This is a genomic window from Erythrobacter aureus (genome assembly GCF_003355455.1).
GTDB classification, from domain to species: domain Bacteria; phylum Pseudomonadota; class Alphaproteobacteria; order Sphingomonadales; family Sphingomonadaceae; genus Qipengyuania; species Qipengyuania aurea.
Map to the genome: position 1 here is coordinate 2670797 of NZ_CP031357.1, position 19884 is coordinate 2690680.

Sequence of the window (19884 nt, forward strand, 5' to 3'; positions counted from 1 at the left end):
CACCCCTATTTGGCGTTTGGGATACGCATAAAATTCATTTGATTAACCGGTACACTTGATAACGGAGCGTACAAATTTGAGCGCGGCTTGCGAAACGATTGCCTTCCATGCCGATTCGCTCGCTATGCCCAAAAACTACGGAGAGCTCGACCGCCTCTTCGTCGCCGGTGAATGGCGCGACGGGCAAGGCGATACTTGACGAATATCCGCCCGTGGGACGAAAGCGTCATTTTCGAGATGAACGCCGCGCGCGCAAACGATGTCGACGTGGCCCTTTATGGTCGAAGGTGCAATCGTGCCCGAAGACATTCCCGGCAACGAATAGCGCGTCTATCGTCAGCCCGCAGGGATCGTCGCGCTGATCAGCCCATGGAATTTCCCGCTCCAGTTGACGGCGCGCACGTTGTTTCCGGAGCTCAGCCTCAGCAATACGTACGAAAGCCACAAGCCCATAAATTCCCGCGGGATCGCGCCTTCCGAGCCTGAGCCGCTGCTGCCCGGACGGTTCGGAGGACTTTGACGCCCCCGGATATGCCTAATTTTGACGATTGGCTTTCATTCTATTGGCCTCGTCATAGAAAACAAACCATGGGAACTTGCTTGCAGCGACGTACCAACTTTTTAACCCTAACGCTCTATCCGAGGGCTGCACGAAGGCTTTGCTAATCTCTCGGACGGTATGCGACAGATACAGAAAATTCAGAGCGCAGGTGCTTGGCCAGATAGCTTTCGGCTACGGCTTTTTCGCGACATCGTACTCTTGGCGATCGGTTATTTTGTCGCCGGGTATATTGGCATTTCGCTCGCCGTGCCTCCCGGATACGCGACGATCATCTGGCCTGCATCGGGCGTGGCCCTATGTGCCTTGCTGTCTCGTGGCGGCCTGTTGTGGCCGGGCGTATGGCTGGGCTCGTTCGCATTTTACGCCACCAGGAGTTTCGATAGCTCCGCATCATTCGACCAAACCTGGCATGGATTGGCGATAGCCGCCGCAATAGGCGTCGGCGCCAGTCTTCAGGCGCTGGTAGGGCTGCAGATGGCCCGCCGGTTCGCCGACGGTATCGAACTCTCCGATCCGAGGCGGATGGCGGCGGCCACGCTGCTGGTGATCGTTCTGCCGTGTTTCATTGCCCCCACTGTCGGCGTCTCGGCGCTTTTGGCGGCCGGCACGATAGGTCTGGAGTTGGTCCTCAAGAACTGGCTGACCTGGTTCTTTGGAAATATGCTTGGCGTCATTCTCGTCATGCCGATCCTGCTCCTGTCGAGCCGGTCGCCGGTATCGGTGCGTTGGCGAGATCGATCCCTTCAAGGGGCAAGCTCGCTGGTCGCAATGAGCCTCACCTTCACCTTGTTGCTGACCTTCTATGCCTGGCAGTTCATCTCGGAACGCGAGTACCGCCAGGCCCAAGAAAACATGGCCCAGATGGCCGCAAGCACCGACGAAGCTTTGCGGCACCGCCTGCAGATCTATCAGCGTGCGCTGGAAAGTGGTGCGGCCTTCGTAACCGTCAATGGCGGCACTACCCCATCCGAATGGAGCGAATATGCAAACCGGATAAACATCGAGCGCTCCTATCCCGGAATGCGCGGGTTCGGTCTGTTCGAGGAAGTCGCGGACGCCGATCTCCCGGCATTTCGCGAGCAGTTCGCTCGAGAATTCGGCGACAGGTTCAAAGTCCATCCGCAAGTCGATCGCCAACGTCACTACATCATCAACCGCATCGAGCCGCTCGACATCAATTTGGCAGCTCTAGGTCTGAATCTCGCCTTCGAAGAAGGTCGGCGCCAGGCCATCGTGTTGTCAAAGACACGCGACGAACCGATCCTGACGCGCCCGATCGTGCTCGTGCAGGACCAAAAGCAGGGCGCCGGTTTCCTGTTGGTACACCCGATTCGCGATGATGCCGGGGAGGTCACCGGCCAGTGGGTCTATTCACCATTGGTGGCAGAGGAGCTACTGGCCGCATTGACGCCGCAACAAGGCGCGGATTTCGCATTCGAGGCCTTCCATGGCGATGGAGCCGACGAGGACGCTCTACTCTACGCGACCGACGGCATTAGCGAGAATGCGCAATTCGAGTTTAGCGAGACAATCAACCTGGCAGGGCAGCCCTTCACGCTTCGTTGGACCAGCCTTCCTCCGTTCGAAAACCGCTCGGTTTCGAGTGCACCCAATTTAGCGCTCGCATCCGGACTGATCATCACCTTGCTTCTTGGTCTCTTGCTGATGACCTTCCTTCGGCGCGAGGGTCATGTCGTGCGCGAAGTGCATGAAGCAACAGCCGAGCTGGCAGAGCGTAATCGTATGCTCGAATTGGCCGAGGCCACCGCGCATATTGGCCATTGGCAGTTGGACCTTGCCACAAATCAGATCAGTTGGTCGGACGAAGTTCACCGGCTCCACGGCCTGACGCCCGGCGATACGCCCGAGCTGACGAAGGCCATCGAGTCCTACCATCCCGATGACCGCGGCATTGTAGAAGAATCGTTGGAGAAGGCCGTCGCTACGTGCGAACCCTACCAGTTCAATGCGCGGCTGGTGACCGCAGGCGGCGAATTACGGCATGTCGAGGTCCGGGGTCATGTCGATACCGATGAAGGTGGAGAGGCCGCTTCCATCATCGGCGTCATCATCGACCGGACCGACGAGACGATCATGCGCGAACGGCTGACCGAAACGCTCGAGGAAGCACGCGCCGCAGACAAGGCGAAATCCAGCTTCCTGGCAAATATGAGTCATGAAATCCGCACGCCGATGAACGGGGTAATCGGATTTACCGAGCTTGCTCTAGCCGAAGAAGAAAAACCAGAACAAAAGCGGCGTCTGCGAATGATAGCGGATTCGGGCAACGCGATGCTTAGGCTCCTGAACGATCTCCTGGATTTCGCGAAGATCGAGGCCAAGCAGATGGCTATCGTAAGCGAACCGACCGACCTGCGCCACACCTTGCGAAGCTGCCAGCGCCTGATGGAGCCTGTCGCAAAGGGGCAGGACCTTCGTCTTACGCTGGATATCGATCCATCCGTCCCGGCGCAGATTCTCGCTGACAAGATGCGATTGCGACAGATCGTCCTTAACCTTGTGGGCAACGCTCTGAAATTCACAGAGGAAGGCGAAGTGACAATCTCGGCTTCGACCAGCCGTCGCAAGTCCGACACAGCTGGCAGAATTTTTATAACGGTACGCGACACCGGCATTGGCATCGCGGCGGATCGGTTGGACAGTATATTCGGTAAGTTCACCCAGGCCGACGACACTACTGCAAGGCGTTACGGCGGCACCGGCCTCGGCCTCCCGATCAGCGCCGAACTGGCCGAACTTATGGGTGGTGAACTGCGCGCCGAAAGCGTGCAGGGCGGTGGGTCGACCTTTACACTCTCTCTACCCTTCGAGGAAAGCGATGGGGCGCCCATGCCCATGCCTGAGGCTGACGAACGGACCGAAGGTTGTGGTCATGAGGTTCGGCTGAATATCCTCGTTGCCGAAGACAATCCTGTGAACCAGGAACTGACGATGGCCATGGTGGAGAAGGCTGGCCACGACTGCACCCTTGCGCAGAACGGTCGACAGGCGGTCGAAGCAGTGCTGCAGGCAAATCATGATGGTGAGCCCTACGACATGGTGCTCATGGATATGCAGATGCCGGAGATGGATGGCCTGCAAGCTACAAGAGCCATCCGAGAAGCCGGTATCGACGCAAAAACTTTGCCCATCTTGGCGGTTACGGCGAATGCCTACTCGGATGATATCCAGCGCTGCGCAGATGCCGACATGCAAGCTCATCTCGCGAAACCGCTGCGGCTCAGTCGGTTATGCGCCGCAATCGCCGGGTGGTCTCCTCGAATCGAAAGTCCGGCGGAAGCAGCGGAGCAGGATTTCGAGCAGGAGACCGACCCCCGCCTTCGCACCATGTTCGAGGACAGAAAAACCTCCGCAATCATGGCGATCGACGCGGCCTTGTCGGCTGGATTGATAAGTGAGGAAGCTAGGAATGAGATTGCTGGATCGCTGCATCACATAGCTGGAGTGGCGGCATATTTCGGTCAGCAGCCCTTGGGGGAATTCTGCCGCAGCGGCCAAAACAAGCTGCTTTCAACAAATGAGCAATCTGATGCACGTCCGCTGCTGGAGAGGATCCGCGAACGCTTGGCAGCGGTGGCGGTCACTGAATAGCGGATCTTGCTAACAGGCACTGGTGCGTTGGCGTAAATCAAAAAGGCTTGTCTTCAATCGGTTTTAACCGACGTCTAGTATCCAGAGGCAGTAACTGGAGCGAACGATGGCCGATATTCTGATTGCAGACGATGACCCCATCTTGGTGGAGATTCTCAAATTCCGCCTAGAGGGCGCTGGCCATGTTGTGGCTGTCGCACAAGACGGAGAACAAGCACTGATAGCGGCTCGTGAGGAGCGACCCGACTTGATCGTACTTGATAGCATGATGCCAATCATTGCGGGGCCTGAGGTTTTAGCCGAACTGAAATCCGATCCCGAGTTGAAAGACGTACCGGTGATCATGCTCACCGCACGTGACGGGGAAGCGGACATTATCGCAGGTTTAAAGGGCGGTGCTTCCGAGTACCTTACAAAGCCCTTCATTCCGCAAGAGCTGCTTGTCCGCATCTCTGGGCTCGTCAAAGAAACATAATGAAACGCGCATTCTCAACGATTGCGCTGCTGCTTAATCTCCTCGCCGCACCACTGGAAGCGCAGGAGAGTGAAATCGAGCGTGGCCTGCCGCTCGAGCAAGCCGCCGAAGCTCGCGCCAAAGGCGACTTCGAGCGCGCACGGCAAATTTTGGTGCCGCTCATCGCAGAATCGCCGAAGAATGTGGACCTACTACGGCAGCTCGCAATGGTCGAAGCAGGTGCTGGGGATCTGGATGCGGCCCTGACGCGCGTCGAAGAAGCGAGGCGTCTCGCACCTGATGATCTCGATGTCGCGCTGGCCCGTGCCTTTATCCTCACCTGGCGCGGGGACATTCGTGAAGCACGGCGTGCCGCCGCTCTGATCTCAGCACGCAATCCCGAGTATCCCGAGCTCGACCAGCTGAACGCGATTTTGATGCGTCAGGATGACGCCAGTGGGTTCCGGCCGAAAGCGCTGTCAATTGGCGCTGGCCTGTCCGGTATTACCACAGCGGGCGGGACCCGTCGGACGTGGAACAGCCAGACACTGGTGGGCGCGTTCGATGTCTCATCCAAAAGCACAATCACGCTGGGCGCAATGCGCGAGGATCGCGGCGCGATCGACACCCGCCTGAGCGCACGCATCGACCAGCGCATCGAGAATGGGTCTATCTACCTTGCTGCGACGACCGTTCCGCGGCCCGATTTTCAGGAGCATTGGAGTGTAGGCACCGGAGGGGAGCTGACTATTGCCGAGGGTGTGTCAGCACTGATCGATGCTCGCGTATCCGATTACGACACTGGCACGATCGTCTTGGCGCAACCTGGCTTGCGTGCGGCTTTGGACGATAATTTCTCAGTTACCGGCCGAGTCATCAAAATTATTGGTGGACGCGATGACTTTCGCATCGGTGGCTCGGTTCGGCTCGATTACCGGTCTGCCTCCGACCTGTCGGTTTTCGCTATTGTCGCGAGCTACCCGGATGCCGAAGCCGATGGCGTCCGGCAATTGCGCAGCGTAGCTGTGGGCGTCAGGATCCCGATGTCAGAAGTCATATTCCTTACTGCTGCCGGGAGTTACGAGAACCGCGACGCGAGCTACGAACGTTCGTCAGCAAACCTGACGTTGACTTACCGGTTTGGCGCACGATGAGCTTCTACCAGGATATCGTCTGGGCGACGGCACTTTGCGCCAGTATGATCGTGCTAACATTCTTGGCGCTGGTTTTCCGCCGCTTCCTCTCAGAGAAAGGCCGTGCGCGCCGCGACGAACGCGATACGGCAATCACTCGCGGCTATCTCAAGCGTGTGGCCGGTCATCCGATTGGGGAAACGAAGCGTTGGCCTCGCGAGGCTCGCCTTGCAGCAATATCACGCATACTTCCGCTGCTGAGAGGCGGCGAGCGCACGCGCTTGTTGCAAATCGCTGAATTGGATGGAGTGCTAAGTGAGACCATTCGGGCTTCGCAGAGTCTTTCCAAGACGCAACGTATCAACGCGATACAGTTGCTTCAACGATTTGGCAGTGAGGCCTGCATCGGCAGACTGCGGGAAATGCTGGCCCGAGACCAAAGTCAACGGGTGCGTCTTGAGGCGGCATTCGCACTGGCCGCAAATGGGGCCTTGCCCCCTCCGCGCGAAACACTGCGAATTCTAAATGCACTCCGGCGACTACCTACCCCGCTTGACTCTGCGCTTCTGCGCTCAGCAGCACCCCTTTATCCAGAGCAAATGCTGCTTCTCCTGGATGACGATCTCCCCGACGCGTGGCGAGCGCAAATAATCGATGCGCTCGGCTGGTCGGAAAACATGGCTATCATAGACACTCTCGGGTCAGTCGCGTCGCATGACAATCCGGAGATACGTGCCGCAGCAATGCGAGCCTCCTCGAGGCTGGGACATCCGGCTGCCGCGAGTTGGGTTTTTGCCGGCTTCCGGGATCCAGTCGCTTCCGTTCGCTTACAGGCAATAGCGGCATGCGTTCGACTTGGCCTTCGCGACGCAGTTCCCCAATTACGAAGACTTCTCGCGGATGAACAATTGTGGGTGCGCCTCCGTGCCGAACAGGCACTCGAACATTTTTCGTCGGACGACGATGGCGCACAGCTTAAGGTGGCAGCACAATGAATTGGTCGGATATTGCCAGCACTGCAGCGACCGGGATCGTCTGGACCGCCTTCGCATGTTTCGCGGTCGTCGCGGCACGCAATATAATATCGCTCGCTCAGCTGCTGGTTGCAGCATGGGTTTTCCTGACACGAGTGCAGCCCGGCGAAGGTGCGCGCGATCTCTGGCATCGCTACGCAGACCTGATGCTGCCCATTTCGGTGATCGCGCCAGCTTTCAATGAAGAGCTGTCGATCGTGCAGAGCGTGAAGGCACTCCTGGCGCTCGAATATCCCGACCACGAGGTTATTGTGGTCAACGATGGCTCGAAGGACGATACACTCGGCGAGTTAATACGTGCATTCGACATGTTTAAAGCGGACCGTACGCAAATCGCGCAATTGCAACAGACTCAGATACGGGGAACATACCGCTCAAGACGCTATCCGAACCTGCTGGTGATCGACAAGGAAAACGGTCGGAAGGCCGACGCGGCGAATGCCGGCATCGGGTTCGCGCGCACTCCTCTCGTATGCGTGATCGATGCCGATTCAATCATCGAGCCAGATGGTCTGCTGCGCGCCGCCGAGCCATTCATGTACCAGGATCAACGCCTTATCGCAGTGGGCGGGGCGATTCGGATTGCCAATGGTTGCACGATCAGAGGCGGATCACTTCAGAAAATCGGAATCGCGAAAGAAATGGTTCCGCGGTTCCAGATCGTCGAATACCTGCGCGCCTTTCTGATGAATCGCGTCGCCAATGCGCATACCAACACGCTGATGTTGATCTCTGGCGCGTTCGGCCTGTTCCGACGGTCTACGCTAGTGGAGATGGGTGGCTACCGGCACGATACGGTCGGCGAGGACCTTGAACTCGTCGTCCGGATGCACCGCTTTATGCGCGAGCAGAAACGTGACTATCGCATCGAATTCGTTCCGGACATTGTGTGCTGGACCGAAGCGCCCGCCGCACTTCGAGGGCTCGATAACCAGCGCGCACGGTGGCAGCAGGGCGCGCTTGAGACGCTGCAGCGCCATCGGGGAATGATTGGCAATCCGCGATATGGACGCATCGGTTTGCTCGCCATGCCGCAAATCGTGCTTGAGGACATCCTCGGCCCTCCCGCCGAACTGTTAGGCTATCTCGTGCTGCCCGTCGCCGCGTTGCTCGGCCTACTTGATCCAATAATGGCTGTCGCCTTCTTCTTTGTTTCGGTGGTCTTCGGCTGCGCTCTCAGTGTTGGGACGCTGGTGCTTGAAGAGCAACAATTACGGCGTACGCCGTCAGCGAGTGACCTGCTTCGGATAGGCATAGCAGCGGTGATCGAGAACTTCGGATATCGTCAAATTAATCTCTGGTATCGGCTGCAAGGCATCCGCCGCTTTTTCCGTAACGATACGACATGGGCTGCCGTGCCTCGCGTCGGTTTCACCGGCACGTGACGTCGGGTGAGCGCCCGCCCGACTGACCAGACGCCAAGAAAGTGGTCCGTCTTGCGAGTTGGAAATTCGGCTATTTTGAGCTTGGCAGGAGCTTTGAATGGACGGGAGAGATACACGCCGGAACAGATTATCGGAATGCTGCGCGAGGCCAATGTTCGGCTTTCGCAAGGGTAGAAGATCGGCGCGATTTCCCGATCGTTAGGGAGATCGGAACAGAGCTATTACCGCTGGCGTAAGGAATACGGTGGGTTGAAGGTCAGCCAGGCAAAGCGGCTTAGAGATCGGGAGAAGGAGAACCAGCGGCTGCGCAAGGCGGTGTCCGACCTGACCTACGCTGCGCTCCGGTCAGTCCACCAGGACAACCACGTTCGCCGGAACTCTAACTTATCCGCGTGGAACACCTTGATGGGGCAGGTCACTATGTGGGCTCGGACTACATAGGAGCAGCTTTCCGCGATCATTAGCGGGCTTAGAAAAGTCCAATGGCGGAGAGGGTGGGATTCGAACCCACGATACGGTTGCCCGTATACCGCATTTCGAGTGCGGCGCATTCGACCTCTCTGCCACCTCTCCGCATTGTCGGGTGCGCTTGCGGGCACTTGGCCCCGGTCGAAGCGAGCGGGCCGATTAGCTGAGCGCCTGCGCCTTGCCAAGCCCCTTTTCTTCAGAATTCGGGGGATCGATTGCCCGAACCCATTGTAAGCACCAGCAAGAACCCCATATCCTCGCTTCTCATGGATCGCGCTCAATATTTTTCCGCTCAGGCCGGTCGCACCATCGTTGCCCCGCGCCGTGTCAAAAGCCGCTTCGCCATCGGCGATGTGGTGAAACACCGCGTATTCGATTTTCGCGGCGTAATCTTCGATATCGACCCGGTCTTCGCCAATAGCGACGAATGGTACGAGGCGATTCCGGAGGATATCCGGCCCGATCGCAACCAGCCCTTCTATCATCTGCTGGCAGAGAGCGACGAAAGCGATTACGTCGCCTATGTCAGCCAGCAGAACCTAGTAACGGACTCGGTCTCGGGACCCGTTTCGCATCCGGACGTGCACCAGTATTTCGAACAGTTCGAAAACGGCCGCTACCGCATGCGGCGGAGTATGACCCACTGATCGCGCAACAGCGCGCTCAGTTCTTGATCTTCCAGCCGGATTTCAACAGCTTGTAGGCCCCAAGTGCAAGCAAGGCATTGAGCACCAGCAGCCCCAGCGCAGCCATGGCAACTGCCCGGCCATCGCCGATATCGCTCTGCCCCAGAAAGCCATAGCGGAAACCCGAAATGACATAGAAAAACGGGTTTGCGCGGCTCACCGTCTGGAATGCGGGAGCCAGACGGTCGATGATGTAGAAGGTGCCAGAAAGCATCGCCAGCGGCGCGATGACGAAATTCGTCACCGCAGCGTTGTGATCGAACTTTTCCGCCCATATCGAAGCGAACAGGCCGAGGAGCGAGAGCATGACCGCTCCCATGAGACCGAACCATATGACCGCCCAAGGATGCGCCATCGCCAGGCTGACACCGGGATAAAGCAACATCGCGCCCGCCACGACAAAGCCCACCGCGACTGCGCGCGTTATCGCCGCGCCGATGATGCCGCCCATCAATTCGCCTTCCGAAAGGGGCGGCATCAACAAATCGATGATCGTCCCCTGGATCTTGCCGGAAAGCAGGGAGAAGCTCGAATTGGCAAAGGCGTTCTGCATCATCGCCATGGCGATCAGCCCCGGCGCCACGAAGGTCGGGAAGTTGACACCCAGGACTTCGCGCCCACCCCGCCCGAGGGCCACCGAAAAGATCACGAGAAAAAGAAGGGTTGTGATCGCCGGAGCCCAGATTGTCTGCGTCTGGACCTTGAGAAACCGCCGCACCTCCTTCATATAGAGGCTCCACAGGCCAATCCCGTTGATCCCGCGGATCACCGGGCGTCCCCGCGGCGGAAACCGGCCCTTCCCTCCGGCATTACCCTCTACGAAGGAGGCGTCCGGGTTTTCGCTCCCGGGCGATACGGGCTGGGCTTGATCGACCATGGGGGCGCGACTAGGCCCAAGCGCCACGGCATGCAAGCCGCGGCGTCGAGACACGAGATACAGGACTGCGCAATGAGCTGGACCGACGAACGGATCGCAACGCTTAAGAAGATGTGGGAAGGCGGCTCGACCGCCAGCCAGATCGCCGAAGAACTGGGCGGGGTCAGCCGCAATGCGGTGATCGGCAAGGCCCACCGGCTCGGCCTCAAGTCGCGGCCATCGCCGGTAAAGGCGAATGAAAAGAAAAAGGCGCCCGCAAAGCCCAAGCCCGCGCCCAAACCGGCAGCGAAGAAAACCGCGAAGCCTGCTGCGAAACCGGCAGCTCCCGCCGCGCCTGCAAAGCCTGCGGCAGCCCCAGCGCCGAAACAGGATGCGGCGATTCCGTCCCAGCCCCTGCCCAACAAGGGAAGCGACCTGCCGAAAATCGTTTCGGTCGGGCCTGGGGCTTCCTGCGTCAGGGTCCGGGCGATCAGCAGGCACCGATCCCCCCGCCCCCCGCGCCGCCTCGTTCCGGCCAAGCCCAGCCCGGAGATCGCGGACAAGACCAGCTTGCTCGACCTGTCGGACAAGGTGTGCCGCTGGCCGATGGGTCATCCCGGCGAACCCGATTTCCATTTCTGCGGCGAAGCGGTGAACCCCGGCTTCCCCTATTGCGTCGAGCATTGCGGGCGGGCCTATCAGGCGCAGTTGCCGCGCGGCGCGCGGCGTCCCCCTCCGCCGCTACCCTTCGGCGGTCCGCGGGTTCGCTGATACATTCAAAGAAGAGGCCCGGCCGTCGCACGACAGCCGGGCCTTTTCATTTCTACGGGAGAGAAAACCTTGCCCCTATCGCTACACGCCGCTTACGTTCCCAGCGCCCTGCAAATGCTCGGCACGGCGAACCATCTGATCGACACCGCCGAAAAATGGTGCGCGAACAATGCCTGCGAGCATAGCGAGTTCATCGGCGCCAATATCTACGACGACATGCTGCCCTGGTCCTATCAAGTGAAATGCGTGGCCGAGCACACACAGGGCTCGATCGAGGGCGTACGTAAGGGCGTCTATTCGCCTGATCTCAACCCGCCGCCGACCAGCTTCGACGACCTGCGTACAAAGCTGGCAGGCGCGACCGAATTCATGAGCGCACTGACCGAAGACGAGATGGAGGCCATGATCGGCCAGCCGATGCGTTTCGAATTCAAGGATCGCGGAATGGACTTCACCGCCGAGGATTTCCTGCTCAGCTTCAGCCAGCCCAATTTCTATTTTCACTGCGCGACCGCCTACAACATCCTGCGGATGAAGGGTGTCCCGGTCGGCAAGACCGACTTCATGGGGCGGGTCAGGATCAAAAGCTGACGCGCGCTATCTAAGGCTTGCGAGCGAACCAGATCGTGTGGCGCGGCCCTTTATTGTTGGGTCGCGCGCGCACTTCTCGCACTTCCACGTCGAAGCCGCTTTCCTTGAGGCGTACGGTGAACTTGTGGTCGGGCGCGGCGGACCACACCGCGAGGATACCGCCCGGCCTCAAGGCATCGCGCGCCTTGGCCAGGCCGGTCTTCGAGTAAATGCGGTAATTGGCATCGCGCACGATCCCGTCGGGACCGTTGTCGACATCGAGCAGGATCGCGTCGTATTTTGCGGTTGTCCCGTCATTGGCATCGTCGATCAGGGCGGCGACATCGCAAATCACCACTTCGCCGCGCGGATCGGCCAGACTTTCCCCGGTCAGATGCGCCAAGGGACCTTCCGCCCATTCCAGAATCTCGGGCACAATCTCGGCCACCGTGACGGAACCACCGTCCGGAATCTTGTCCAGCGCAGCGCGGTAAGTGAAGCCCATACCGTAACCGCCGATGAGAACCCGGGGCCTGTCGGCCCGCAACTCCGCCAGTGTCAGCACCGCCAACTGCTCCTCCGAATACTGCATGCGCGTCCCCATCAGTTCGTCGCGGCCGAGCATGATAATGAAATCGCGGCCGTGGCTGACGAGCGTCAACGTCTCGCCATCGGGCACGTCGGCAGTCGCCAGGGTTTCGCGGGGCAACATCACGTATTCTCCAAAGCAAAGGGGCCGCAGGCGGACCCGCGACCCCTTCGTTACTGACTAGCGAAGGATCAGTCCTTCAGGAAGTCGGGCACGTGGGCTTCGCCGCCCCCGTCCTTCTTGCCGCCGCCATCGCGATCACGACGCGGGCCGCCACGACCGCCGCGACGATCGCCGCCACGGCCACGGCCACCCTTGTCACCACGCGGTTCGCGCGGCGGGCGGGTGTCTTCCAGCTCTTCGCCGGTTTCCTGGTCGACAACGCGCATCGACAGGCGGACCTTGCCGCGCTGATCGATTTCGAGGACCTTGACCTTCACTTCCTGGCCTTCGGACACGACGTCGGTCGGCTTTTCGACGCGCTCGTTCTTCATTTCGCTGACATGGACGAGACCGTCCTTGCCGCCCATGAAGTTCACGAAAGCGCCGAAATCGACGATGTTGACGACCTTGCCGTTGTAGATCTTGCCGACTTCCGCCTCTTCGACGATGCCTTCGATCCACTTCTTCGCGGCTTCGATCTCGTCGGCATTGCTCGACGAAATCTTGATCACGCCTTCGTCGTCGATGTCGACCTTGGCACCGGTTTCGGCAACGATCTCGCGGATCACCTTGCCGCCCGTGCCGATGACGTCGCGGATCTTCGACTTGTCGATCTGCATGGTCTCGATGCGCGGGGCGTGCTTAGACACTTCGGTGCGGGCACCGGTAAGGGCCTTCGACATTTCACCCAGGATGTGCGCGCGGCCGGCCTTCGCCTGTTCGAGCGCGGTCTTCATGATTTCCTGCGTGATGCCGGCAACCTTGATGTCCATCTGGAGCGAGGTGATGCCGCTTTCGGACCCTGCGACCTTGAAGTCCATGTCGCCCAGGTGATCCTCGTCACCGAGGATGTCCGACAGGACGGCGAACTCGTCGCCTTCGAGGATCAGGCCCATGGCGATACCCGACACAGGACGCTCGATCGGAACGCCGGCGTCCATCATCGACAGACAGCCGCCGCACACGGTCGCCATCGAGGACGAGCCGTTGGACTCGGTGATGTCCGACAGGATGCGGATGGTGTAGGGGAAGTCCTCATGCGTCGGCAGAACCGGGTGCAGCGCGCGCCATGCGAGCTTGCCGTGGCCGGTTTCGCGGCGGCTGGTGAAACCGAAACGACCCACTTCGCCGACCGAATAGGGCGGGAAGTTATAGTGCAGCATGAAGTGGTTGTACGACAGGCCTTCCAGCCCATCGATCATCTGCTCGGCATCCTTGGTGCCCAGCGTGGTGGTGCAGATCGCCTGCGTTTCGCCACGGGTGAACAGCGCCGAACCGTGCGTGCGCGGAAGCAGGCCGACCATCGCCTCGATCGGGCGAACCTGGTCGAGCTTGCGACCGTCGATGCGCTGGCCGTCCTTGAGGATGGCGCCGCGAACGATTTCCGCTTCCAGCTTCTTGACCGCCTTGCCCGCAACCATCTGCGTCTGCGGCTCTTCTTCGGCGAAAGCTTCCTTGGCCTTTTCGCGTGCGGCGTTGAGCGCGTCCGAACGGGCCGACTTGTCGGTCAGCTTGTAGGCGGCGGCAATGTCGTCGCCAACGATACCGCGCAGCTTTTCCTTGATCGCGCTGGTATCGTCCGAAGTGTCGATTTCCCACGGGTCCTTGGCAGCCTGCTCGGCCAGGTCGACGATCGCGCCGATGACCTTGCGGCTTTCCTCATGCGCGAACATGACGGCGCCGAGCATTTCCTCTTCGGTCAGCTCCTTGGCTTCGGATTCGACCATCATCACCGCATCCTGCGTCGCAGCGACGACGAGGTCGAGACGGCCGTCTTCGCCGAGCGCGTCTTCGAGGCTCGGGTTGAGGACGTATTCGCCGTTCTTGAAGCCAACGCGCGCGGCGCCGATCGGCCCCATGAAGGGCACGCCCGAAATGGTCAGCGCAGCCGAAGCAGCAATCATCGCGACGATATCGGGCTCGGTCTCGCCATCATAGGACAGCACCTGCGCGATCACGTTGATCTCGTTGTAGAAGCCTTCCGGGAAGAGCGGACGCACGGGGCGGTCGATCAGGCGGGAGGTCAGCGTTTCCTTCTCAGTCGCCCGGCCTTCGCGCTTGAAGAAGCCGCCCGGGATACGGCCTGCGGCGGAGAATTTTTCCTGGTAGTGCACGGTGAGCGGGAAGAAGTCCTGCCCTTCGCGGACACTCTTGGCGGCGGTGACTGCGCACAGCACCACGGTTTCGCCATAGGTGGCGAGGACCGCGCCGTCGGCCTGACGGGCAATGCGGCCGGTTTCCAGAGTGAGGGTCTTTCCGCCCCACTCCAGCGATACGGTTTTCGTGTCGAACATGTATTTTCCTTATGAACCCACACGGCCTTATTGCGGTGCGGGGCCTACAATGCCGGGATGCCGTCCCGGTCCGGTTCGAGGCTTATCCTGCCTCCATTTGCCGACCTCGCGCCGAATTGCGCGGTGGCCGGATAAACGAAGGGGCGGCCTGAGCCACCCCTTCGAGAAACTCTTACTTGCGAAGACCCAGCTTCTGGATCAGCGCGTTGTACCGCTCGACATCGGTCTTCTTGAGATAGGCGAGCAGGTTGCGGCGCTTGTTGACCATCATCAGGAGACCGCGACGCGAGTGATTGTCCTTGTGGTTGGACTTGAAGTGCTCGGTCAGGTTGCGAATGCGCTCGGTCAGGATAGCGACCTGGACTTCCGGCGAACCGGTGTCGCCCTTGGCCTGCGCATTGTCCTTGATGATCTCAGCTTTTTTCTCGGCGGTAACCGACATGTATTCTACTCCGCGACATCCGGGATATTGAAGCCCCGCACGACCTTGGCCGTACCTCCGTTGAGTTCCATCAGGGCCACGGGCACGTCGTGCAGCGTGGCAAGGTGGAGCCCGTCGGTGTGGGGCAGGTCCGACAGTACCCGGCCCTGGCGGACCGCCTGCGCGCTGTCGGGATCGAGGGGAAGGACCGGGATGTCGTCCAGTCCCGCCTCTAGCGGCAGGAGAAGGTTTTCGATGGCCGCGCCCTTAGCTTGTTTCTCCAGCATGTCCAGTGAAATCGCCTGTTCCTCGCGGAAGGGGCCAGCCTTGATGCGCCTGAGATAAGTGACGTGGCCGACCGTTCCAAGCGCGCGCGCGATGTCCCGTGCAAGCGAGCGGATATACGTACCCTTGGACACGTGGGCGACCAGTGTGACGCTGTCGGCCAGTTCGAGCGGTGCCTGCGGATCGTAAGGATCGGGGCGCCCGGCAGTGGTGGCAAAGGCGGACCGCAGTTCGGCATCGACACGCTCGCTTTCGAAGCCGAGCGAGTGGATCGTGACCGAGCGGGTCTTCATTGCGACCTCTTCACCCGCCCTCGCCCGGTCATAGGCGCGCTTCCCGTCGATCTTTACCGCCGAATAGGCGGGCGGGACCTGCTCGATATCGCCGATGAAGTGTTCGAGCACCGCCGCGATGGCCGCCATCGGAGGACGGTGATCGCTCCGCTCGATCGCTTCGCCCTCGGTGTCGAGCGTATCGGTCTCCTCGCCGAACTGGATGGTAAAGGCGTAGATCTTGTCGGAATCGAGCATACGCCCGGCCAGCTTGGTCGCCTCGCCCAGAGCGATCGGCAATACGCCTTCGGCCAGCGGGTCGAGCGTGCCGCCATGTCCCACCTTGGTCTTGGCATAGCCCCCTTGCCGCAGCACCCGCTTGACCGCGCTCACCGCCTGGGTCGAGCCGAGGCCGCGTGGCTTGTCGAGGATCAGCCACCCATGAGGTGCGGGTTTCGCGCCGCTCATCCCGCAATCCCGCGCGCGACCCATTCGGCAAGCTCGAAATAGCGTTCCTGCAACCACAGTACGGGAGGCAGCACCGTATTCTCGATGAGGCCGCTATTCGGGAACGCCCAGGTCGCAGCGATCAGCACGATGAAGAACAGCATGCCCAGCGATTGCAGCTTCTGCCAGTTCCCTGCCCATTTGCGGGGGAGCAAACCGCCGACGATATGCGACCCATCGAAGGGCGGGATCGGCAGGAGATTGAACAGGGCGAGGAACACATTGATCAGGATGAACATGCCGCCAGCGGTCAACAACCATTCGGGCGGAACGCCGCCGGATGCGATTATCGCCCCGAGACCGCGCCGAACAGCAATGCCCCGACGAGCGCGAGCAGCAGATTCGTGCCCGGCCCTGCCGCTGCCACCGCGACCATACCGAAACGCGGATCGCGCAACCGGTCTCCGCGTACCGGCACGGGCTTGGCCCAGCCGAAGATCGGCCCGCCAAACAGCGCCAGCGCGCCGGGCACCAGCAACGTGCCGATGGGGTCGACATGGCGGATGGGATTGAGTGAGAGGCGCTTCTGCTCCTTGGCGGTGGGATCGCCCAGCGCAAGCGCGGTCCAGCCGTGGGCGACCTCGTGAAAGACGATGGCAATTATCAGACACGGGATGAGGATCACCGCGAGCAGGAGCGTTTCGGTCATGGTGGGCTAGATAGGAAGTGCGGGCCTAACCCGCCAGCGCTTCGCGAAAATGCTTACGACACATGGCGACGTAGCGGTCGTTTCCGCCGATTTCGGTTTGCGCGCCTTCGCTCACCGCCTTGCCCTTCGCATCGACGCGCAAGTTCATCGTCGCCTTGCGTCCGCAATCGCACACCGCCTTCATTTCCACCAGCGCATCGGCAATGCCCAGCAACACGGCGGAGCCGGGAAAAAGTTCGCCCTGAAAATCGGTGCGCAAGCCATAGCAGAGTACCGGAATCCCGGCATCGTCGGCCAAACGCGCCAACTGCCACACCTGCTCGGGCGTCAGGAACTGTGCCTCGTCGACCAGTACGCAGGCGATCGGACTCTCGGCATGGTCGGCCAGCACGCGCGCTTCGATGTCGGTATCGACCTCGTAGCGATGCGCATCGCTCGCCAGGCCGATCCGGCTGGAAATAGCCCCGAAACCCGGGCGATCGTCGAGGGCGGCGGTCCATAGCGACACCCGCATGCCGCGTTCGCCATAATTGAAGGCGGCTTGCAGCAAGGTGCTGCTCTTCCCCGCATTCATGCTCGCATAGTAAAAATAGAGCTTCGCCATCGCCTCTGTCGCTAGCGCTCTTCGCACACTCCGGCGAGTCCGTCCGCCAGCACTTCTCCACAAGGACCGTTAAGCATGGCGACAGATGCAGCACCCAATGGTAGCGCCTGCGATTGCGTCCAAAAAGCAAGTAGGAACATGGCGATGGCGGAAGCGGCTGGTAGGGCACAGAACGGAATTCTCGGCTGGATCGAACGGAGCGGCAACAAGCTGCCCGACCCGGTATTTCTGTTCTTCTGGCTGATTGCGATCCTGGTCGTGGTTTCCGTGCTCGCCAGTCTTGCCGGATTATCGGCAGCACATCCCACCGAAATCGATCCCGATACGGGCGCCGCCACAGTCATCAGCGCGGTCAGCCTGCTGAGCGCGGAGAATATCCAGCGGCTGTGGGTCGATATGCCCGCAACGTTCACCCATTTCCATCCGCTCGGATACGTGCTGGTGGTGATGCTGGGCGCAGGTGTGGCCGAGCGCGCCGGACTGTTCGGTACTGCCATGCGCGCCGGTGTGCGCAATGCGCCGACATTCCTGCTGACCCCGATCGTTACGCTGGTCGGAATGATGGGCAATCTGGCCGCCGACGCCGCCTATGTTGTCCTGATACCGCTGGCGGGCATCATTTTTCATGCCGCAGGCCGCCATCCGGTTGCGGGCATCGCGGCAGCCTTCGCAGGCGTTTCGGGTGGCTTTTCCGCCAATCTTCTGCCGGGCCAGCTCGATGCGCTGCTGTTCGGGATTACAGAAGCGGCGGTCGAAACCGTCTTCGGCGACTTCACCGCTAACATCGCGGGCAATTGGTATTTCATCGCCGCGATGACGTTCGTGTTCCTCCCGGTTATCTGGTGGGTAACCGACACGATCATCGAACCGCGACTGGGTACGTGGAGCCCGGCAATGGCGGGCAAGGCCGTCTCGCCCGAACAACAGGGCGAAGTGGCCGATGGTGACCGCGCGCTGACCGAAGGCGAGCGCAAGGGTCTGCGCCGGGCCGGGCTGGCCGTTCTGTTCGTTGTCGGGTTGTGGCTGTTCTTCACGCTTGGCCCGGGTACCCCGCTGATCGACGAGGAAGCATCGCCCGAGGCCCGGCTGACGCCATTTTATCAGAGCCTCGTCGCCGGCTTTTTCCTGCTGTTCCTTCTCGCGGGCTGGGCCTACGGCAAGGCGGCAGGCACGATCAAAGACCATCGCGGCCTCGTGAAGATGATGGCCGGGGCGATGGAGGACCTCGCCTACTACTTGGTACTTGCCTTCGCCGCCGCGCATTTTGTCGCCATGTTCGCCTGGTCGAATCTCGGCCTGATCCTCGCGGTCAATGGCGCCGATTTCCTTGGCAATAGCGGTTTGCCCGCCTGGGCACTCCTCGCCGCGATCATCGTAGTCTCGGCCCTGCTCAACATCTTCGTCGGCTCGGCCAGCGCCAAGTGGGCGCTGCTTTCGCCCGTGCTGGTGCCGATGCTCATGCTGCTGGGCATCACCCCGGAGATGGCCACCGCCGCCTATCGCGTGGGCGACGGGGCGACCAACATCATTACCCCGCTAATGGTCTATTTCCCGCTGATCCTAATCTTCTGCCAGCGCTGGCAGAAGGACTTCGGGCTTGGCAGCCTTGCCGCGACCATGCTTCCCTATTCGGTCGGCCTGCTGACTGCGGGCCTCGCCATGACGATCGGCTGGGTGGTGCTCGACCTGCCGCTGGGACCGGGCGCCGAGGTGTTCATGGAGGCGCCGACCGCGGCGACGGCGCCCGCATCGGCGGGCTGATCAGTCCTCGTCGTCGAGGTCGCGCACGACCTTGGGATCGCTCAGCAGCTTCTCGATCCGGTCCGCCTCGTCGAAGCTTTCGTCCGGCTGGAAATTGAGGCGCGGCGCGAATTTGAGACCGAGACGCTGGGCGACCTCTTTCTGGAAGAAAGCCGTATTGCTCCGCAGGGCCTTGAGCACCACGGCCTCATCCTCGCCCAGCAGCGGCTTCACATAAGCTTTCGCATTACGCAGGTCGGGCGTCATGCGCACTTCGGTCACCGCGATATTGCTGGCCGAAAGCACATCGTCATGCGCCTCGCCGCGTGCGAGCAGTTCGGACAGGATATGTCGCACGCGCTCGCCCACCTTGAGGACGCGGACCGATTGTTGTTCGGGCGTGGAATGCTGGTGCCTGGCCATCACGTATTTCCTGTCGGTCGCGGCGTGGGAATGGCGGTGCTGGTCGCACGGGCGAGCAGCTTGCCCGCCTCGTCGAACAGCTCGCCTTCGAGGAAGATTACCTTGCGTCCGCGCCGCACGACACGGCCCTTGCCGATAAGCGGTCCTGCCATCACCGGCTTGAGCAAGCTCATCGAGATTTCGAGATTGAGCGGCGCCTCGGCACGGTCGGTCGCCCAGACATGCGCCCAGCCCATGACCTCGTCGAGAAAGCCCGCGACAAGGCCGCCCTGCACGCTGCCGCGCGGCGTGATGAAGCTGTCGGGTGCAGTGAAGCGGAGCGTGATTTCCTCACGCTCCGCATCGAAATTATCGAACTCCACCCCCATGAGATCCGCATGCGCGGCTCCGAGAGCGTGCTTGGTCAC

At 60.7% G+C, this 19884-nt stretch carries 18 protein-coding genes, 1 tRNA gene and 2 pseudogenes; 11 read left to right on the forward strand and 10 right to left on the reverse strand.

The window, feature by feature from the left end; genetic code table 11:
• The first annotated feature begins 361 nt into the window (after window positions 1-361).
• The 7 genes and pseudogenes from DVR09_RS17940 to DVR09_RS17665 all read left to right on the forward strand — a co-directional run.
• Window positions 362-520 (forward strand): hypothetical protein, encoded by a 159-nt coding sequence (locus DVR09_RS17940; protein WP_435867817.1) that lies wholly within the window; start codon window positions 362-364, stop codon window positions 518-520.
• 240 nt (window positions 521-760) lie between these two features.
• Window positions 761-4174, forward strand: coding sequence for a CHASE domain-containing protein (locus DVR09_RS13130; RefSeq protein ID WP_162814970.1), 3414 nt, complete (start codon window positions 761-763; stop codon window positions 4172-4174).
• 106 nt (window positions 4175-4280) lie between these two features.
• Window positions 4281-4649 carry a response regulator transcription factor gene (locus DVR09_RS13135; RefSeq protein WP_115417354.1) on the forward strand — a complete coding sequence of 123 codons (369 nt, stop codon included), beginning with the start codon at window positions 4281-4283 and terminating at the stop codon, window positions 4647-4649.
• Window positions 4649-5782 carry a tetratricopeptide repeat protein gene (locus DVR09_RS13140; protein ID WP_115417356.1) on the forward strand — a complete coding sequence of 378 codons (1134 nt, stop codon included), beginning with the start codon at window positions 4649-4651 and terminating at the stop codon, window positions 5780-5782. Before DVR09_RS13135 ends, DVR09_RS13140 begins: the two co-directional genes overlap by 1 nt.
• Window positions 5779-6756 (forward strand): HEAT repeat domain-containing protein, encoded by a 978-nt coding sequence (locus DVR09_RS13145; RefSeq protein WP_115417358.1) that lies wholly within the window; start codon window positions 5779-5781, stop codon window positions 6754-6756. The genes DVR09_RS13140 and DVR09_RS13145 overlap by 4 nt, the downstream gene beginning before the upstream one ends.
• Window positions 6753-8180 (forward strand): glycosyltransferase family 2 protein, encoded by a 1428-nt coding sequence (locus DVR09_RS13150; protein WP_115417360.1) that lies wholly within the window; start codon window positions 6753-6755, stop codon window positions 8178-8180. The genes DVR09_RS13145 and DVR09_RS13150 overlap by 4 nt, the downstream gene beginning before the upstream one ends.
• A 135-nt stretch (window positions 8181-8315) precedes the next feature.
• Window positions 8316-8510: pseudogene (locus DVR09_RS17665) on the forward strand (transposase); the annotation flags it as partial.
• Window positions 8511-8663: 153 nt separating this feature from the next.
• Here the strand turns inward: DVR09_RS17665 and DVR09_RS13160 are convergent.
• Window positions 8664-8753 (reverse strand) — tRNA-Ser (locus DVR09_RS13160).
• A 161-nt stretch (window positions 8754-8914) separates the two neighbouring features.
• Here DVR09_RS13160 and hspQ point away from each other — a divergent pair.
• Window positions 8915-9295 carry a heat shock protein HspQ gene (gene hspQ / locus DVR09_RS13165; RefSeq protein ID WP_115417364.1) on the forward strand — a complete coding sequence of 127 codons (381 nt, stop codon included), beginning with the start codon at window positions 8915-8917 and terminating at the stop codon, window positions 9293-9295.
• A gap of 16 nt (window positions 9296-9311) precedes the next feature.
• Here hspQ and DVR09_RS13170 read toward each other — a convergent pair whose 3' ends face one another.
• Window positions 9312-10211 (reverse strand): ABC transporter permease, encoded by a 900-nt coding sequence (locus DVR09_RS13170; RefSeq protein ID WP_115417366.1) that lies wholly within the window; start codon window positions 10209-10211, stop codon window positions 9312-9314.
• Window positions 10212-10283: 72 nt separating this feature from the next.
• On the opposite strand from DVR09_RS13170, the gene DVR09_RS13175 reads away from it, so the two are divergent.
• Entirely contained in the window at window positions 10284-10961 is a 678-nt protein-coding gene (locus DVR09_RS13175) for a GcrA family cell cycle regulator (RefSeq protein ID WP_162814971.1), read from the forward strand.
• Between the two features lie 69 nt (window positions 10962-11030).
• Window positions 11031-11552: a DUF1993 domain-containing protein gene (locus tag DVR09_RS13180; RefSeq protein WP_115417369.1), complete on the forward strand. Its 522-nt coding sequence runs from the start codon at window positions 11031-11033 to the stop codon at window positions 11550-11552.
• A 10-nt stretch (window positions 11553-11562) separates the two neighbouring features.
• Here the strand turns inward: DVR09_RS13180 and DVR09_RS13185 are convergent, their stop codons facing one another.
• The 6 genes and pseudogenes from DVR09_RS13185 to DVR09_RS13210 form a co-directional block, all read right to left on the reverse strand.
• On the reverse strand, window positions 11563-12243 hold the full coding sequence (locus tag DVR09_RS13185; RefSeq protein ID WP_115417370.1) for a spermidine synthase family protein: 681 nt from the start codon (window positions 12241-12243) through the stop codon (window positions 11563-11565).
• A gap of 68 nt (window positions 12244-12311) precedes the next feature.
• Window positions 12312-14576, reverse strand: a complete 2265-nt coding sequence (gene pnp, locus DVR09_RS13190) for a polyribonucleotide nucleotidyltransferase (RefSeq protein ID WP_115417372.1) — start codon at window positions 14574-14576, stop codon at window positions 12312-12314.
• 172 nt (window positions 14577-14748) lie between these two features.
• The gene (gene rpsO / locus DVR09_RS13195; RefSeq protein ID WP_067468099.1) at window positions 14749-15018 is read right to left on the reverse strand and encodes a 30S ribosomal protein S15; all 270 of its coding nucleotides are present in this window, start codon (window positions 15016-15018) and stop codon (window positions 14749-14751) included.
• Between the two features lie 5 nt (window positions 15019-15023).
• A complete protein-coding gene (gene truB, locus DVR09_RS13200; RefSeq protein ID WP_115417374.1) occupies window positions 15024-16022 on the reverse strand; it encodes a tRNA pseudouridine(55) synthase TruB in 999 nt (332 codons plus the stop codon).
• Window positions 16019-16710: pseudogene (locus DVR09_RS18040) on the reverse strand (site-2 protease family protein). The gene truB and the pseudogene DVR09_RS18040 overlap by 4 nt, the downstream one beginning before the upstream one ends.
• 25 nt (window positions 16711-16735) lie before the next feature.
• Window positions 16736-17314, reverse strand: coding sequence for a thymidine kinase (locus tag DVR09_RS13210; RefSeq protein WP_115417375.1), 579 nt, complete (start codon window positions 17312-17314; stop codon window positions 16736-16738).
• 138 nt (window positions 17315-17452) lie between these two features.
• On the opposite strand from DVR09_RS13210, the gene DVR09_RS13215 reads away from it, so the two are divergent.
• Complete coding sequence (locus DVR09_RS13215; protein WP_234041455.1) at window positions 17453-19075, forward strand: AbgT family transporter; 1623 nt, start codon at window positions 17453-17455, stop codon at window positions 19073-19075.
• Here the strand turns inward: DVR09_RS13215 and rbfA are convergent, their stop codons facing one another.
• Together rbfA and DVR09_RS13225 are read right to left on the reverse strand one after the other, a co-directional pair.
• On the reverse strand, window positions 19076-19477 hold the full coding sequence (rbfA, locus tag DVR09_RS13220; RefSeq protein ID WP_115417377.1) for a 30S ribosome-binding factor RbfA: 402 nt from the start codon (window positions 19475-19477) through the stop codon (window positions 19076-19078). It abuts the gene before it with no gap.
• On the reverse strand, window positions 19477-19884 hold the full coding sequence (locus DVR09_RS13225; RefSeq protein WP_368735717.1) for a PaaI family thioesterase: 408 nt from the start codon (window positions 19882-19884) through the stop codon (window positions 19477-19479). Before DVR09_RS13225 ends, rbfA begins: the two co-directional genes overlap by 1 nt.

Coding starts and splice junctions, on each gene's coding strand:
- DVR09_RS13145 (WP_115417358.1), top strand. CDS start 5,779: ATGAGCTTCTACCAGGATATCGTCTGGGCGACGGCACTTTGCGCCAGT.
- DVR09_RS13170 (WP_115417366.1), bottom strand. CDS start 10,211: ATGGTCGATCAAGCCCAGCCCGTATCGCCCGGGAGCGAAAACCCGGAC.
- hspQ (WP_115417364.1), top strand. CDS start 8,915: ATGGATCGCGCTCAATATTTTTCCGCTCAGGCCGGTCGCACCATCGTT.
- DVR09_RS13150 (WP_115417360.1), top strand. CDS start 6,753: ATGAATTGGTCGGATATTGCCAGCACTGCAGCGACCGGGATCGTCTGG.
- rpsO (WP_067468099.1), bottom strand. CDS start 15,018: ATGTCGGTTACCGCCGAGAAAAAAGCTGAGATCATCAAGGACAATGCG.
- truB (WP_115417374.1), bottom strand. CDS start 16,022: ATGAGCGGCGCGAAACCCGCACCTCATGGGTGGCTGATCCTCGACAAG.
- DVR09_RS13140 (WP_115417356.1), top strand. CDS start 4,649: ATGAAACGCGCATTCTCAACGATTGCGCTGCTGCTTAATCTCCTCGCC.
- DVR09_RS13185 (WP_115417370.1), bottom strand. CDS start 12,243: ATGTTGCCCCGCGAAACCCTGGCGACTGCCGACGTGCCCGATGGCGAG.
- DVR09_RS13135 (WP_115417354.1), top strand. CDS start 4,281: ATGGCCGATATTCTGATTGCAGACGATGACCCCATCTTGGTGGAGATT.
- pnp (WP_115417372.1), bottom strand. CDS start 14,576: ATGTTCGACACGAAAACCGTATCGCTGGAGTGGGGCGGAAAGACCCTC.
- DVR09_RS13175 (WP_162814971.1), top strand. CDS start 10,284: ATGAGCTGGACCGACGAACGGATCGCAACGCTTAAGAAGATGTGGGAA.
- DVR09_RS13215 (WP_234041455.1), top strand. CDS start 17,453: ATGGCGATGGCGGAAGCGGCTGGTAGGGCACAGAACGGAATTCTCGGC.
- rbfA (WP_115417377.1), bottom strand. CDS start 19,477: ATGGCCAGGCACCAGCATTCCACGCCCGAACAACAATCGGTCCGCGTC.
- DVR09_RS13210 (WP_115417375.1), bottom strand. CDS start 17,314: ATGGCGAAGCTCTATTTTTACTATGCGAGCATGAATGCGGGGAAGAGC.